Here is a 15,870-nt window from a genome sequence, read left to right as displayed (position 1 = left end):
CGGCACCTGAGGGCTTCCTACGGCGTTCGCCGTGGCATTTCGCGCTGTTCGCACGTGGACCGTGAGTGGCCGGAAGGTGCTCTCGAAGAGCGTTCCCCTCACCGGCGTGACGGCCCGATCTCCTAATGTACCCGAGGTGCCTGTCAGAACGCTGACCGCGAGGTGCGACCAAGCCGCCTGTCCTGTGCACGCCCAGGGAGCTTCATGCAGCGTGTCCCGCCATGACGCTTCCACCGTGCTCACGCTGGCGGCCCGCCGTGGTCGTCAGTGCAGGGTTTGACCCCGCTTGAGCATCTGGACGTACTCGGCGACGCGGGCCTCGCGCGAAGCCGGCCGTTTGAGGTTGGCGACGCGGAACGCCATCGCGAACCGATTCTGCGCAGACTGCGACGCGAAGGCCTCGGCGATCTGCGGATCGGCGTTCAAGGCGTCCTGCAGCTCCGCGGGCAGTTCACCATCGCGTTGCCGATATGCGTTGTCCCATCGCCCGTCCACCTTCGCGCGGTCGATCTCGTCCTGGCCTTCGGGCCGCATGCGACCTTCGTCAATCAGGCGGGTCACGTGATCGATGTTGACCTTCGACCACATGCTCCGTGGGCGTCGCGGCGTGAAGGTCCGCAGGTAATAGTCGGCATCAAGGGGTTGAGTCTGTCCATCGATCCAGCCCCAGCACAGCGCGACGTCGAGCGCCTCGGGGTAGGTGATCCCTGGCCGGGTCGCCGCCTTCTTCCGCAGCCGCAGGAGGACGCCGTTCGGGTCGGGATCCGAGCTCAGCCATGTTTCCCATTCCCCGACCGTCTCCACGTGCAGCTCGGGCTTGATCGCGCGGTGTGCCATGACGGAAGAATAGCCAGCCCCGATGACCCGGCGAGCGCCTAAGGTCGCACCATGAAACGAATACTGCCGCTCCTCATCACCGGAGTGATCTTCGTGGTCGTTGGGTTGATCTGGACTCTTCAGGGCCTGAACATCCTCGGCGGATCAGCCATGAGCGGCTCATCCCTGTGGGGAACGATCGGACCGATTGTGCTCCTCGTCGGGCTGGTGCTGATCGTGGTCGCCCAAGTACTCCGCCGTCGCGCTGGTACTCACTGAATCGCACCACACGACGTCGTCGAGGCGCCGTTCGGCCGTGTCTGCGACGGAGCGAGCAACAGCTCGGTCACTCGTGGGTAGCGACGCTCACGACTCCGAGGGCACCAGGGGCAGCTCGGGTCCGTAGTTCCACGAGAGGATGGCCGGCTGCTCGCGGTAGAAGCTGAGCACCGAGACGGATCCAGCATCCAGAGTGATCTGAGCACCGAACCGCGGAGCCATTCGCAGGTAGACGGCGGTGAGGATGCGCAGGAAATGGCCGTGCGCCACGAGGGCGACATCTCCCTCGACCATCGCGGGAAGTACCCGGGTGAGCACCCGCGACGCGCGCGCAGCGACCTCCTCCACCGTCTCGCCGGGAGTCGCTCCGCGAATGACGCCATGGGTGAATGCGCTCCAGTTGTAGCCGAGATCGGCGCGGATATCGCGCGTCGTACGCCCCTCGTATCCGCCGTAGTCCCATTCGACCAGGAGGGGGTCGACTTCGGCGTGGAGACCCGCGAGCTCAGCGGTACGCCGCGCGCGCTGCAGCGGAGAGGTCAGGACGAGCGAGAAGTCGTAACCGGTGACCAGCTCACCGGCGACGCGGGCGAGTTCTTCTCCGCGATCGGTGAGCGGGATGTCGGTGAGTCCGGTGTGCTTGCCGCTCTTGGACCATTCCGTCTCGCCGTGGCGCAAGAGCACGAGCTTGCCCGACGGATTGTCCGGGATGGGGCGGTCGGGAAGCGGATCGATTGCAGGCACACCGCAACCGTACTGTCGACGCCGTCCGAACGGTTCTCTCTGCGGCGCGTGTGGAGGCAGCATCCGCGTCGCTTTTTCGCGTACGAGTGCTCAGGCGACTTCACACCGCTGAGCTGCTGGAAGATGTCGGACGCGGTCGCCGTGACTGCGCGTAGCGTGGAATCCATGACGCGCGTGTGGTTGACGGGATGGGAGTGGAGCTGCTGCGGCGACCCGTTCGCGGTCGGCGACGAGATCGACTTCGGCATCGCGACCCGGCTTCTCGATCCCTCCCTGGCGGACGCGCTCGGCCCCACACTCGCCGCCACGGTCGACGCGGTCGAGTCGCACCATGAGGAGGTGCCGGTCGAGCGGGTCCGCGGGCGAGCCGTCGCCGTGTATGCCGTCACGCAGGCCGTCATCGAACGGAGAATCCTTCGTCGCCCGGGTAACGGTGCTCCTCCGGACGCGGTCATGCCTCCCGATGGCGAGGAGTGGCCGCTCGCCGGACGGGGCGTCGGGAACGGTGTCTTCGTCGGCTCGCAACCGTCGCGGTACATGATCGGGGCCGTCTCCGTGCCCGGTACAGCCGTCCTCCTGCCGGTGATCGGTGTACGCCAGCCGGAGGTCGACCCAGACGATCAACATCTGTCAGCTCCGGTCGAGGGCGACCTGGCCGGCGATCCGCCGCCCGAGCGGCACACTCGCTCGCAGGTCGGTTGGGTCGTGGACATCGACGACACTGATCGGCGGTCGGACACCGCACGCTGACAGCGACGTAGCTTATTCGAATGTCGGAGGCCTATTGGATGATTGACTATGGCCTTCTTCTCCGAACTCGCGACGCAGATCGATGTGCTGCGCCGCGCGCTCGGTGGGGATGTCGAAAGTGATCAACTCCCCCGCGCACTCGATGGGCTCGATGACGATCAACTCGTCGCCGTGCTCGATTCCGCGACTGTTCTCGGTCGCGTGGCCGAGAAGGTGCGGATCGCCGCTTCGGGGGTCGCGGGTGCGCGGTCGACGCGCGACGCCGGGCACGAGGGTCTCGCCCAGAAGCGCGGCCACCGCTCCCCCGCGTCGCTGATTCAAGAGCTCACCGGGGCGACCAGGGCCGAGGCGGCCATGCACCTGCGCCTCGGGGAGTCGCTGCGCACTGCCGCGGGAATCGGCGCGATGGCGGATGCTGTGGCTTCGCGCGACGCGACGGATGAGCTTGCCCCGTGGCACGCGGTGCTCGGGCGAGCGCTGCTGGCAGGAACGATCAGCTCGGCCCAGCACGACGCGATTCTGCAAGGACTCGGAACCCCGCCCATTGCGGATTCGCCGGACGACCAGGCTGCGGTGCGAGTCGCTTGGGGCCTCGCGGCGGAACAGCTCGTCGCCGAAGCGCAGCACCGCACGGTCGAAGAGCTCAGCCGCACTGCGCGCACGGTGCGCGATCACCTCGACCCCGATGGGGCGCGGCGGCGGTTCGACGAGCGATTCGAGCGGCGATCCTTTCGCCTATGGACGGATGCCGACGGCCTGCGCCGCGGCTCGATCGTGTTCGACGACATGGGCGGCGCGTGGACGCAGACCGTCATGGATGCCGCTCTGCGCCCGCGTCGCGGTGGTCCGCGGTTCGTCGACCCGGAGGAGCAGGCGCGCGCCGAAGAGCTCATCGCCGACCCTCGAACCAACGAACAGCTCGCGTATGACCTGCTCGTCGACGTCCTGCGGTCGGGAGCGCTGGCCGATGCAGCATCGGTCTTCGGCGCGCGGCAAGCCGGCGTGCGGGTGATCGTCCCGCAGGGCGTGCTGAAGGGCGAGGACGCGGTGGGGATGCTGGAAGACGACCGCGCATCGATCCCCGCCTGGCTGGCTCGGCAGCACGTCTGCGACACCGGCGCGATGGAGTGCACCCTCGACGGCGCCGGCAATCCGCTCGACCTGGGCCGTGAAGCGCGCATCTTCTCTCCGAAGCAGAAGATCGCCCTCGCTGTGCGCGATGGCGGCTGTCGATGGCGCCACTGCGATCGACCGGCGTCGTACTGCGAAGCGCATCACATCGATCCCTACTCCGAGGGCGGCCGGACCGATATCGACCGGGGCATCCTGCTGTGCCGGTTCCATCACATGCAGTTGCATCACGGTGGCTGGCGCATCACACGCGCAGGGCGCGGCGATTTCACCCTCCATCCGCCGCCCGGCTCGGGCGATCCGGTCGTGCTCGTCCCGCGGTTGGGGCTGCGCTATGCGCGGGGCGATGTCGATCCACCCCCGAGACGATTCCGGCCGGCGGCGTGAAGCCTCAATCCTCGAACGAGCCGTAGACCTCGAGCGTGTTGGCCGCGAGCTGGGCGCATAACTCGTCGAGCTCCAGCCCGAGCTCGGCAGCCATGAACCGCACCGTCACGGGAATCAGGTAGGGCGCGTTCGGGCGACCCCGATGCGGCACCGGCGTGAGGAATGGAGCATCCGTCTCCACCAGAATTCGATTCAGCGGAGTCGCTGCCAGCGCGTCTCGCAGGTTCTGCGCATTCTTGAACGTCACGTTGCCGGCGAACGACAGGTAGTACCCGGCATCCGCAGCGATGCGCGCCATGTCGTCGTCGCCCGAAAAGCAATGGAAAACCGTGCGCTCGGGAGCGCCCACCCGCGTCAGAGTCTCGAGCACCGCATCGTGCGCGTCACGATCGTGGATCTGCATCGCGATCCCGTGCGTCTTGGCGAGTGCGATGTGCGCTTCGAAACTCTCGAACTGCGCCGGGATGCCGGCTTCGTCCGTGCGGAAGAAATCCAGCCCCGTCTCACCGATCGCCCGCACCCGCGGCTGCGCGGCCAGCTCGTCGATCACGGCGATCGCCTGTTCCAAACTGGTGCCGCCGAGTCGCCCCGCCTCCTGGTAAGCCGGCGCCTCGTTGGGATGGATCGCGACCCCAGCCAGCACACGAGGGTGGGATGCTGCAGCCCGCGCCGACCACCGGCTCGACTCGATGTCGCCACCGGCCTGCACGACGCCGATGATCCCGACGTCGGCCGCGCGGTCGAGCTGCGCGTCCAGCGACAGCGGCTCGTCGCCGTCGGCGATCTCGAGGTGGCAGTGGTTGTCGTAGACCGGCACCGCCAGAGCCTCGGGGGCGACGGGCCACCGCACGTCCTTGCGCCCCTCCTGGGTGCGCTCCCGGACGTACTGGCTCGGGTCCGACCCTTCGACAGGCTCAGGGGCCGAATCGACAGGCTCAGGGGCCGAATCGACAGGCTCAGGGGCCGAAGTCATTACACCGACTGCTCGACGCGAGGGAACAGCGGCGCGAGGCCGTTGACCGACGTGCCGGGCGTGAGCACTCCCCACCGGCCGGACTCGCGAATCGGCTGATCCTGCAGCCGGCCGAGGCTGTCGGCCGCGCCGAGCGCGATCCACAGCTTCTCGGTCGCGATCGGCGTCACCGGCGACAGCAGCACCGCGAGCGCGCGCAGACCCTCGGCCGCCGTGTACAGCACGGTGCCCAGGCGCTCGCGCTGCGCCTCGTCCTTCGCGAGCGCCCACGGCTCGTTCTCGGTGATGTACAGGTTCAGCGCATCGACGATCTTCCAGATCGCGCTGATCGCCTCGTCGATGCGGAAACGGTCGATCGCCGCGTCGGCGGTGGCCGCAGCATCCGCCACCGTCTGCTGGATCGCGAGATCCTGCGCGGAATACTCCCCCGCGGGCGGCACGATGCCCTCGAAGTACCGCTCGATCATCGCGACCGTGCGCGAGGCGAGATTGCCGAAGCCGTTCGCGAGCTCGGCCTGGTACCGCGCCGACAGGTCTTCCCAGGAGAACGACCCGTCCTGCCCGAACGCGATCGCCGAGAGGAAGTAGAACCGGTACGCGTCCGAGCCGAAGACATCGGTGATCTCGGTGGGCGCGATGCCGGTGAGCTTCGACTTCGACATCTTCTCGCCACCGACCAGCAGCCACCCGTGCGCGTAGACGCCGCGCGGCACCTCGACTCCGGCGGCCAGCAGCATGGCGGGCCAGATGACGGCGTGGAACCGCAGGATGTCTTTGCCGACCACGTGGTAGGCGGGCCAGCGGCGCGCGAACTCCTCGGGGTCTGAGCCGTACCCCACGGCGGTAGCATAGTTCAGCAGCGCGTCGACCCAGACGTAGATGACGTGCGACTCGTCCCAAGGCACCTTGATGCCCCAGTCGAAGGTCGAGCGCGAGATCGAGAGGTCTTTCAGCCCCTGCTTCACGAACGAGACGACCTCGTTGCGCGCCGATTCGGGGCGCACGAAATCGGTCTTGTACAGCTCGAGCAGCTGATCCTGGAACTCGCTGAGCTTGAAGAAGTAGTTCTTCTCCTGCAGCAGCTCGAGCGGAATCGAGTGGATCGCGCAGACCTTCAGACCCTCGAACTGCCCGGTGCCGTCGACGATCTCGGACTCGGTCTTGAACTCCTCGCACCCCACGCAGTACAGCGCCTCGAACTCACCGGCGTAGATGTAGCCGCGATCGTAGATCGCCTGCACGAACTTCTGCACGCGCTCCTCATGACGCGGCTGCGTCGTGCGGATGAAGTCGTCGTTGGCGACGTCGAGCGTCTTCAGCAGCGGGAACCACGATTCGCCCACCAGCCGGTCGACCCACTCCTGCGGCGTCGCGCCGTTGGCGGCGGCGGCCCGCAGCATCTTCTGGCCGTGCTCGTCGGTGCCCGTGAGCATCCACGTGTCATCGCCCGCCTGACGGTGCCAGCGCGCGAGCGCGTCGACGGCCACGGTGGTGTAACCGTGGCCGATGTGCGGCACGTCGCTCGGGTAGTAGATCGGCGTCGTGATGTAGAAGGAGTCGCCGGTAGGCATACCTTCGATCCTAGTTCGAGCGGATGCTGCGGCTCGGCCCTGTGACAGCGTCATAGAGCGGCCCCGATAGGCGTTGTCAGCCCTTGACCGCGAGCGCGGCCTGGTACAGCTCCCGCGAGGAGTGCCCCGTGTGCGCGGAGACCTCGGACGCAGCATCCTTCAGTCGGGTGCCCGACCGCACGAGCTCGAGCACCTGGGTGACCGCGTCGGGGAACGAGAAGACCCGTGCTGCGGCGCCTTCGACGACGATGACGAGCTCGCCCCGCACGCCGGGTGCCGCCCACTCCGCGAGCTCGGCGAGCGTTCCGCGGGCGACCTCTTCGTACAGCTTCGTCAGCTCGCGGCAGACGGCGGCGCGGCGATCGGCGCCGAAGACGGCGGCCATGTCGCGCAGCGTCGCCGCGACGCGCGCCGGCGAGTCGAAGAAGACCATGGTCCGCTTCTCGGCCGCGAGGTCGCGGAAGGCGCTCAGGCGCTCGCCGGACTTGCGCGCGACGAAGCCCTCGAACGTGAACCGGTCGGTCGGCAGCCCCGAGACGGCGAGGGCGGTCACGACCGCGCTCGGGCCGGGGATCGCCGTCACCGTGACGCCGGCGGCAGCCGCCGCGGCCACGAGGCCGTATCCCGGGTCGGAGACGGTCGGCATACCGGCATCCGAGAGCACCAGCACGTCTTCGGTGCGCGCGCGCTCGACGATCTCGCCCGCGCGCTCCTTCTCGTTGTGGTCGTGCAGGGCCACCAGCCGGGGGCGATTGGTCACACCCAGCCCCTGGAGCAGGCGCTGGGTGGTGCGGGTGTCTTCGGCCGCGATCACGGTCGCCGACTCGAGCGCCTCGATCAGTCGCCGCGACGCGTCGCCGAGATTGCCGATCGGCGTCGCGGCGAGGATGATCACGACCCCAGCCTAGGCTTGACGCCGTGACGAGCACCCTCGAGCCGCTGCTGCCGACGCCGCGATCGTCGCTGTACGACTCGTGGACCGCGCGCGTGCGCGCCGACCCGCGCCGCCGGCGCCTCGCAGGCTGGCTCGCACCCACCCTGATCACGCTGCTGGCCGGCATCCTCCGCTTCTGGAATCTGGGCCACCCGCACTCGTTCATCTTCGACGAGACCTATTACGTCAAAGACTCGTGGAGCCAGTGGAACCTCGGCTTCCCGGCGAACTGGCCCGACCGCGCGGACGCGAGGTTCGTGCTCGGCGAGACCGACATCTTCACCACCGCCGGCAGCTACGCGGTGCACCCGCCGCTCGGCAAATGGATCATCGGCGCCGGGATGGCGCTGTTCGGCCCCGACTCGTCGCTCGGGTGGCGGTTCACCACCGCGCTGTTCGGCACGGCTCTCGTGCTGCTCATGTACCTCGTGGCATACGCACTGGTCCGCTCGACGGTGTTCGCCTCGGTCGCGGCGATGCTGATCGCGATCGACGGACTCGCGATCGCGATGAGCCGGGTCGCCATCCTCGACATCTTCCTCACGTTCTTCGTGCTGCTCGGCTTCTGGTTCGTGCTGCTGGACAGACGACGGCACCTCGACCGGCTGGCGACGGTCGTTGCGCAGCGGATGATCGACTCGCAGCGGATGTCGGAGGGTCGGCGCCCCGCGTGGGGTCCGGTGTTCTGGAACCGCCCGTGGCTGCTGGCCGCGGGGGTTGCGATCGGCGCCGCGACGGCCGTGAAGTGGTCGGGACTGTACGTGGGCGCGGGGCTGGGCGTCTACCTCGTCGTCACCGACGCCCTCGCCCGGCGGCGGGCCGGAGTGCGGCTGTGGCCCGCGGATGCGGCGTTCCGCCAAGGACCTGTCGCGTTCCTGCTGTTCGTACCGATCGGCTTCGCCGTCTACCTCGCATCGTGGACCGGATGGCTCGTCACCGACGGCGGATTCGGCCGGCACGCCGTCGACACCCACCCGGCGACCGGCTTCTGGTCGTGGGTGCCGCTCCCGTTGCAGAACCTCTGGGCCTACCACCAGCAGATGTATGGCTTCCACGTCGGGCTCTCCAGCCCCCACAGTTACGCCAGCCCGGCGTGGCAGTGGCCGCTGCTGGTACGCCCGACCTCGATGTACTACCACGCCGACATCGTCGGGCAGGCGGGATGCACCGCGACCAACGGCTGCGTGCAGAACGTGTACAGCATGCCCAACCCGCTGATCTGGTGGGGGGCGATCGCGGCCGTGATCTACCTCTGCTGGCGCTTCGTCCGCACCCGCGACTGGCGCTACGCGCTCGTCCTCACGGGTGTCGCCGTCACGTACGTGCCGTGGCTGCTGTACCCCGAGCGCACGATCTTCCAGTTCTATACGATCGCGATGCTGCCGTTCCTGGTGCTCGCGCTCGCCTTCGCGCTGAGGGACATCGCGGGGGCGGGCCTGGTGGAACCGGCACGCCGCAAGAGCGGCCAGCGCGTCGTGATCGTGATCCTCGTCTTCGTCGTGCTGGTGTCGGCGTTCTGGTACCCGATCCTCACGGCGACCTCGGTGCCCTACGACTTCTGGCGCCTGCACAACTGGCTGCAGAGCTGGGTCTAGGCAGGCAGCGACCGCGCGAGTTCATCCGGCCGCGTGACGGGAAGTCGGCACACGAACGCGCGACAGTCGTACAGCGTGGTGACGCCGCCCTGCAGGCCCTTTGCCTCGAACAAGGTGAACCCCCTGAGGGCGAAGCCGGCGGCCTGATCGGCGGTGACGATCGCGACGACGTCGGCGGCCAGGCTGCTGCCGGCCGTGACGAGCGGGTCGTGCGGCGACGCGTCGTCGCGGGCGACGATCACCACCTGACGCGGTGGCGCGGCGAGCTGCGCGGCGACACGCAGGAGCGAGCCGTGGGCGAGCGGCTCGGCGAGAGCCGAGGCCGCGCCGGAGCGGATGACGGATGCCGCAGCATCCCGATACCGATCCCCCGCGCCCAGCAGCCAGAGCGCGTACGCCGCCGACGCGAACGAGGCGCGACCGGACGGGTGGTCGCCGTCGGTGTCGTCGGAGGGCGGTCGGATGCCCTGCGAGACGAGCACGGGGTCGCCCTCCGGCCCGCCGTCCAGGCACGCGTCGACGAGCGATCGGGCCTGCTCGGCGTGGACCGCCTCCCCCGTGGCGACGGCGAGCGCGACGAGACCTTCTGCGAGCGCCCCGTAATCCTCGAGAGTCGCCGGCGCTGAGGACGCGACGTCGTCCAGCGAGGCGCGCAGCAGTCGGCCGTCTGCCCGCAGGTGGCGATCGATGACCGCGTCCGCCGCCGCGCGCGCCGCGCCGATCAGCCGATCCGCGTCGTCGGGTCGCTCCGGGCGCAGCGCCGCTCCGGCGCGGGCGAGCGCTCCGATCGCGAGCCCGTTCCACCCGGTCACGACCTTGCCGTCGATCGCGGGGGGTTCCAGGAGCGCTCGCCCCGCGGCATCCCGCGCGTAGTAGCCGCCCTCGCTGCGTGCGCCGTCGATGATCGACTCCGAATCCTGCGCAGCGGCGAAGCCGCCCGACGGTCGCTGGAGCACATCGATCAGGAAACCGGCGGACGAGAGGGCGATGCCCGGGTCACCGGCGTCGAGTGCGACCTCGATCAGCCCCGCGTTGTCGGTGAGCATGCGCTCGAAGTGCGGAACGGTCCAGTCGCGGCGCGTGGCGTAGCGGAAGAACCCGCCGTCCGCCGGGTCGTGCAGGGGGGATGCGGTCATCGCCGCGAGGGCGCGGGCAGCGACCCCCGCCGCACGCGGTGCGGCATCGCGGAGCGCGGGCGACTGGAGGAACCGCAGCGCTGGCACGCTGGGGAACTTCGGCGTGCCCATACTCGCGTGCGCGTCGGCGAACCCGCCGAAGTCGGGGTCTTCGCGCTCGGCGAGGCGCGTCGCCGCTGCGGCGAGATCGTCGAGCTCGGGCAGCGACGCGGCCGACATGGATGGGGCCGCCGCGTGCTCGAGGGCGTCCCGCACAGCGGCTGCGGTGTGCGCGACCTCGACGCGGCGGTCGGTCCAGGCTTCGCGGACGGCCGCCAGCACATCGCGGAAGGCCGGCAGCGGCGGACGGGCATCCGGAGGCCAATAGGTTCCGGCGAAGAACGCCGCGCCGTCCGGGGTCGCGAAGACCGTGAGCGGCCAGCCGAGATGCGGTGTGAAGGCCGCGGCGGCCGCGAGGTAGGCGGCATCCACCTCCGGATGCTCCTCCCGGTCGACCTTGATCGCGACGAACCCGTCGTTGATCAGCGCGGCGGTGGAGGCGTCCTGGAACGATTCCCTGGCCATCACGTGGCACCAGTGGCACGTGGAGTAGCCGATCGACACGAGCACGGGCACATCTCGCCTGCGTGCCTCCTCGAACGCCTCGGCTCCCCACGGGAACCAGGCGACGGGGTTGTCGGCGTGGGCGCGCAGGTAGGGGCTCGCCGAGGCGTGGAGCCCGTTCATCGGCTCAGTTCACGTCGTCGGGGTGCGAGCCCACGCGGCCCGAGCCGTCGGCGGAGTCGAGGTCGTCGATCGCGGCGATCTCTGCGTCCGACAGCGTGAAGTCGAAGACGGCGAGGTTCTTGCGGAGCCGCTCGATGCGCACCGACTTCGGGAAGACGACGAACCCCTTCTGCAGGTGCCAGCGCAGCACGACCTGGGCGGGGGTCTTGCCGTGCGCGACCGAGGCGGCGTGCACCGGTTCTAGCGAGAACAGGTCGTACTTGCCCTGGCCGAGCGGACCCCACGCCTCGATCGCGACACCGTGCGCGGCGGCCCACTCGGCGATATCGCGGCGCTGGTAGGCGGGGTGCAGTTCGATCTGGTCGACCGCCGGGATCACCCCGGTCGAGGCGACGATCTTCTCGAGGTGGGGCACGAGGAAGTTCGAGACTCCGATGCTGCGCGCGAGCGTGGCATCCCGCAGCTCGATGAGCTTCTCCCATGCGTGCAGGTAGTTGTCGCGCGCGGGGGTCGGCCAGTGGATCAGGTAAAGGTCGACGAAGTCGGTGCGGAGCTTCTCGAGGCTCTCGCCGAGCGCCGCGCGCGGCTCGTCACCCTCGTGCCGGTCATTCCAGAGCTTGGTGGTGAGGAAGATCTCGTGACGCGGGATGCCGGACTTCTCGATCGCCGCCCCCACGCCCTCTTCGTTTCCGTAGATCGCCGCAGTGTCGATGTGGCGGTAGCCGACCTCGAGGGCCTCGCTGACGGTGCGCTCGGTGTCTGCGGGCGGCACCCGGAAGACGCCGTAGCCGAGCTGAGGGATGTCGTGTCCGTCGTTGAGCTGGATCGTGGGGATCGATGTCATGCGCTCCAGCCTAGAAGCGAGAGGTACTCCGCAGGCGAAGGCATCGCGGACTTTAGAATGGAGGGCTATGCCCTCTCCCGAACCCGTCATTTCGTACCCGCCGGAGCTGCCCGTCAGCGCCGCGCGCGACGAGATCTCGCGCGCGATCCGCGACCACCAGGTCGTGATCGTGGCAGGCGCCACCGGCTCGGGCAAGACCACGCAGCTGCCGAAGATCTGCCTCGAACTCGGCCGCACCCGTATCGCGCACACCCAGCCGCGCCGCATCGCGGCCCGCACGATCGCCGAGCGCATCGCCGAAGAGCTGCAGGTGCCGCTCGGCACGACGGTCGGCTACAAGGTGCGCTTCACCGACAAGGTCTCCGAAGACACCCGCGTCGCACTCATGACCGACGGCATCCTGCTCAACGAGATCCACCGCGACCGGCTGCTGCGCCGCTACGACACGATCATCGTCGACGAAGCCCACGAGAGATCGCTCAACGTCGACTTCCTCATCGGGTATCTGCGCCGCATCCTTCCCGAGCGCCCCGACCTGCGCGTCATCGTCACGAGCGCGACGATCGACCCCGAGAGCTTCGCGAAGCATTTCGCGGATGCTGACGGCACGCCCGCGCCGATCGTCGAGGTGTCGGGGCGGACGTATCCCGTCGAGATCCGCTACCGGGCACCAGAGAGCGCCGACGACGTCGACGATGTCGTCGCGGCGCTCCGCGAACTCGACCGCGAACCGGCCGGAGACGTGCTGGTCTTCTTCCCGGGCGAGGCCGAGATCCGCGACGCCGCCGACACCGTGCGCGGCGTCTACGCGCACGACGCGCACCCCACCGAGGTGCTCCCCCTGTACGGGCGGCTCAGCGCCGCCGAGCAGCACCGCGTGTTCGAGCGCTCGAAGGTCGCCGGCGTCCGGCGTCGGGTCATCCTCGCGACCAATGTCGCCGAGACGAGCCTGACGGTGCCCGGCATCCGCTACGTCATCGACACCGGCACGGCGCGCATCTCGCGGTACAGCGCGCGATCGAAGATCCAGCGGCTGCCGATCGAGGCCGTCTCGCAGGCGTCGGCGCAGCAGCGCGCGGGGCGCGCGGGGCGCACCACCTCGGGAATCGCCATCCGGCTGTATTCGGAGGACGACTTCGACAAGCGGCCCGAGTACACCGAACCCGAGATCCTCCGAACGAGCCTGGCGGCCGTCATCCTGCAGATGCTCTCGCTCGGGTTCGGCGACATCGAGGCGTTCCCGTTCCTCACTCCGCCGGATTCCCGCGGAGTGAAGGCCGCATTCGACCTGCTGCTCGAACTGCGCGCTGTCGAGCTTCCGCGAAACGCGACCCCGCGCCTGACCCCGCTCGGCCGTGAGATCTCTCGGCTGCCGATGGATCCGCGCTTCGCGCGAATGCTCATCGCCGCCCGCGCCTCGGGCGTACTCCCCGACGTGTCCGCGATCGTCGCCGGCCTCACGATCCAGGACGTGCGCGAGCGCCCCGAAGAGCGCCGCGAAGAGGCCGATCGCCTCCACGCGCGCTTCGCCGATCCGAACAGCGACTTCCTGAGCATCCTGAACCTCTGGACGTATCTGCAGCAGCAGCAGTCCGAACTCGGCTCGAGCGCCTTCCGGCGGCTGTGCCGCGCCGAGCATCTGAACTACGTGCGCGTACGCGAGTGGTTCGACGTGCACCGTCAGCTGCGCTCGCTGATCCGGACAGGCGAAACCGCCCCTGCCACCACCACCGCCGCAGCCGACCCCGACGAGATCCACAAGGCGATCCTCGCCGGACTCCTCTCGCACATCGGCATCATCGACGAGCGGTCGGTCGCCAAGGCGCCGCCGGCCCGCTCGTCGAGTGAGCGCACCGAGACCAAGCGGCTGGCCGGTGCCCAGTACCTCGGGGCGCGGGGCACCCGGTTCGCGATCTTCCCGGGGTCGGGCCTGAAGAAGAAGCGCCCGACCGCCGTGATGGCAGCCGAGCTCGTCGAGACCAGCCGCCTGTACGCCCGGACGGTCGCCGCGATCGACCCGGAATGGGCAGAGCCCCTCGCCGGCGACCTCGTTCGTCGACAGGTCAGCGATCCGCATTGGTCGAAGGATGCCGGAGCCGCCGTCGCGACCGAGAAGATCACGCTCTTCGGGGTCGAGATCGTACCGCGCCGTCGTGTCCAGCTCGCGAGGGACGACCGCGCACTTGCCCGCGAGATGTTCGTCAGGCACGCCCTGGTCGAGGGCGAGTGGGAGCCCTTCCGGTTCCTGAGCCCGTCGAAGGACGACAAGCGCCTGACCGCATTCCTGCGGCGCAACGTCGAGCAGCGTCGGCGCCTCGAGAAGATCGAGGAGCGCGAGCGACGCCGTGACATCCTCGTCGGCGACGAGGCCGTGTTCGCGTTCTACGACGCACGGATCCCGCACGACGTGTTCGACGTGCGGTCGTTCGAGACCTGGTGGCAGGATGCCTCGACCCGCACGCCGCGTCTGCTCGACCTGACCGAGGCCGACCTCCTGGACGAGGTGGGCCGGACAGACGAGCGCGAATTCCCCGCCCGGTGGCACCAGGGCGACCAGGTGCTCTCGCTCGCGTACCGCTTCGAGCCGGGGGCGCCCGACGACGGCGTGACCGCGGTGATCCCGCTGGCGCTGCTCGCCCAGCTGCGCCCTGACGGCTTCGACTGGCAGGTCCCCGGCATGCGCGACGAGCTCGTCACGGCCCTGCTGCGTGCACTGCCCAAGGCGATCCGACGCACCGTCGTCCCGGCCGCCGACTGGGCCGCGACGTTCTCCGACGAGCTGGCGGGCCTCGGCCCCGAGTCCCATGACGGTGTCCCCGCGACGACGTTGCGTGCGGCACTGGCGGGGCTCGTGCAGCGCGTCGCGAACCAACGGGTCAGCGCCGACGACTTCGACATGGAGCGGGTTCCCGGTCATCTCCAGGTGTCGTTCCGCGCCGTCGACGACCGGGGGCGCGCGGTGGGTTCCAACCGCGACCTCGCCGCGCTCCAGCAGCGATTGGCGGGCCGGGCGCGTACGACGGTGGAACGGACCGTCGCCCGTTCGACGCCCGCGGCGCACAACGGAGCGGAGCATGTCGCCGAGGCATCCGGCATCTCCGTCACCCGCTCCGGGCTGACCGACTGGACGATCGACGACCTGCCCGACGTGATCGACACGAGGGTGGCGGGCGGTATCGTGCGCGGCTACCCCGCGCTGATCGATGACGGAGCCTCGGTGTCGGTGCGGATCGAGACCTCCGCCGAGGACGCCGCCCGGCAGACGCGCGCGGGCGTGCGCCGCCTCCTGCTGCTGGCGGTGCCGTCGGCGGCGACGTACGTGCTCGAGCACCTCACCTCGGCCGAGAAGCTGGCCTTGGCCGCCTCACCGTATCCGTCGGCGAAGGCGCTGATCGAAGACTGCCGCGTCGCGGTAGCCGATGCGGTCCTGCGCCGCACGGCGCCGGACGGCGTGCGCACGCGCGCCGAGTTCGCGCGCGTGCGCGAAGCGCTCTCGTCGGTGAGCGTGGACGAGCTGTTCGCGGCGGTGTCACTGTGCGCGCGCATCCTGCTGCTGTGGCGGGATGCTGACCGCGCCCTCCGCGGACAGAACGCCCTGACCCTGCTCGGGGCGCTGGGCGACGTGCGCGGTCAGCTCGAAGGACTCGTCTTCCCCGGCTTCGTCACGCGAACCGGGCTCGCCCGGCTCGCGCACCTCCCGCGGTATCTGCAGGGCGCGATCGAGCGGGTCACGACCCTCGCCGACAATCCCGGCCGCGACCGCCAGCGCATGACCGAGTTCGAGCGCGCCGCCGCGCTGTACTCCGACGCCGGCGGGGTGATCCCCGCACCCGCCGACGCGCCTGCCGGGATCGTGCACGCGCGGTGGCTACTCGAAGAGTACCGGATCAGCCTCTTCGCCCAGCGCCTCGGCACCGCCGAGCAGGTCTCGCCGCAGCGCATCGCCAAGGCCATCGCCGGGTGATCGGAATACGCGTCGCGGCG

Annotated in this window: 12 protein-coding genes; 5 read left to right on the top strand and 7 right to left on the bottom strand. The window is 69.5% G+C overall.

Translation table 11 applies throughout. From position 1 onward, the window contains the following. Positions 1-264: 264 nt before the first annotated feature. Positions 265-837: a YdeI family protein gene (locus ACFE6Z_RS00485; RefSeq protein WP_375383739.1), complete on the bottom strand. Its 573-nt coding sequence runs from the start codon at positions 835-837 to the stop codon at positions 265-267. Between the two features lie 51 nt (positions 838-888). On the opposite strand from ACFE6Z_RS00485, the gene ACFE6Z_RS00480 reads away from it, so the two are divergent. After that, complete coding sequence (locus ACFE6Z_RS00480; RefSeq protein ID WP_375383738.1) at positions 889-1,095, top strand: hypothetical protein; 207 nt, start codon at positions 889-891, stop codon at positions 1,093-1,095. A gap of 87 nt (positions 1,096-1,182) precedes the next feature. On the opposite strand, the gene ACFE6Z_RS00475 is transcribed toward ACFE6Z_RS00480, so the two are convergent. Beyond that, positions 1,183-1,839, bottom strand: coding sequence for a histidine phosphatase family protein (locus tag ACFE6Z_RS00475; RefSeq protein ID WP_375383737.1), 657 nt, complete (start codon positions 1,837-1,839; stop codon positions 1,183-1,185). 165 nt (positions 1,840-2,004) lie between these two features. On the opposite strand from ACFE6Z_RS00475, the gene ACFE6Z_RS00470 reads away from it, so the two are divergent. Both ACFE6Z_RS00470 and ACFE6Z_RS00465 read left to right on the top strand, forming a co-directional pair. Beyond that, positions 2,005-2,589 (top strand): DUF6578 domain-containing protein, encoded by a 585-nt coding sequence (locus ACFE6Z_RS00470; RefSeq protein WP_375383736.1) that lies wholly within the window; start codon positions 2,005-2,007, stop codon positions 2,587-2,589. A 48-nt stretch (positions 2,590-2,637) separates the two neighbouring features. After that, positions 2,638-4,107 (top strand): HNH endonuclease signature motif containing protein, encoded by a 1,470-nt coding sequence (locus ACFE6Z_RS00465; protein ID WP_375383735.1) that lies wholly within the window; start codon positions 2,638-2,640, stop codon positions 4,105-4,107. Positions 4,108-4,111: 4 nt separating this feature from the next. Here the strand turns inward: ACFE6Z_RS00465 and ACFE6Z_RS00460 are convergent, their stop codons facing one another. From ACFE6Z_RS00460 to rsmI, 3 genes are all read right to left on the bottom strand, one after another. Further along, positions 4,112-5,080, bottom strand: coding sequence for a TatD family hydrolase (locus tag ACFE6Z_RS00460; RefSeq protein WP_375383734.1), 969 nt, complete (start codon positions 5,078-5,080; stop codon positions 4,112-4,114). Next, positions 5,080-6,651, bottom strand: a complete 1,572-nt coding sequence (gene metG / locus ACFE6Z_RS00455) for a methionine--tRNA ligase (protein ID WP_375383733.1) — start codon at positions 6,649-6,651, stop codon at positions 5,080-5,082. The genes ACFE6Z_RS00460 and metG overlap by 1 nt, the downstream gene beginning before the upstream one ends. Before the next feature lie 76 nt (positions 6,652-6,727). Continuing rightward, complete coding sequence (rsmI, locus tag ACFE6Z_RS00450) at positions 6,728-7,546, bottom strand: 16S rRNA (cytidine(1402)-2'-O)-methyltransferase (protein ID WP_375383732.1); 819 nt, start codon at positions 7,544-7,546, stop codon at positions 6,728-6,730. A 23-nt stretch (positions 7,547-7,569) separates the two neighbouring features. On the opposite strand from rsmI, the gene ACFE6Z_RS00445 reads away from it, so the two are divergent. Continuing rightward, on the top strand, positions 7,570-9,180 hold the full coding sequence (locus ACFE6Z_RS00445; protein ID WP_375383731.1) for a dolichyl-phosphate-mannose--protein mannosyltransferase: 1,611 nt from the start codon (positions 7,570-7,572) through the stop codon (positions 9,178-9,180). Here ACFE6Z_RS00445 and ACFE6Z_RS00440 read toward each other — a convergent pair. After that, positions 9,177-11,042, bottom strand: coding sequence for a thioredoxin domain-containing protein (locus ACFE6Z_RS00440; protein WP_375383730.1), 1,866 nt, complete (start codon positions 11,040-11,042; stop codon positions 9,177-9,179). The two genes, ACFE6Z_RS00445 and ACFE6Z_RS00440, sit on opposite strands and share 4 nt — an antisense overlap. Before the next feature lie 4 nt (positions 11,043-11,046). After that, a complete protein-coding gene (locus ACFE6Z_RS00435; protein WP_375383729.1) occupies positions 11,047-11,886 on the bottom strand; it encodes an aldo/keto reductase in 840 nt (279 codons plus the stop codon). A 67-nt stretch (positions 11,887-11,953) separates the two neighbouring features. Between ACFE6Z_RS00435 and hrpA the strand changes: the two genes are divergently transcribed. Continuing rightward, positions 11,954-15,850 (top strand): ATP-dependent RNA helicase HrpA, encoded by a 3,897-nt coding sequence (hrpA, locus tag ACFE6Z_RS00430; RefSeq protein ID WP_375383728.1) that lies wholly within the window; start codon positions 11,954-11,956, stop codon positions 15,848-15,850. Positions 15,851-15,870 lie beyond the last annotated feature (20 nt).

The organism is uncultured Microbacterium sp., from assembly GCF_964244775.1.
Taxonomy (GTDB): domain Bacteria; phylum Actinomycetota; class Actinomycetes; order Actinomycetales; family Microbacteriaceae; genus Microbacterium.
Note: the sequence above shows the minus strand (reverse complement) of the source record. Positions and strands in the feature narration are given on the sequence as shown.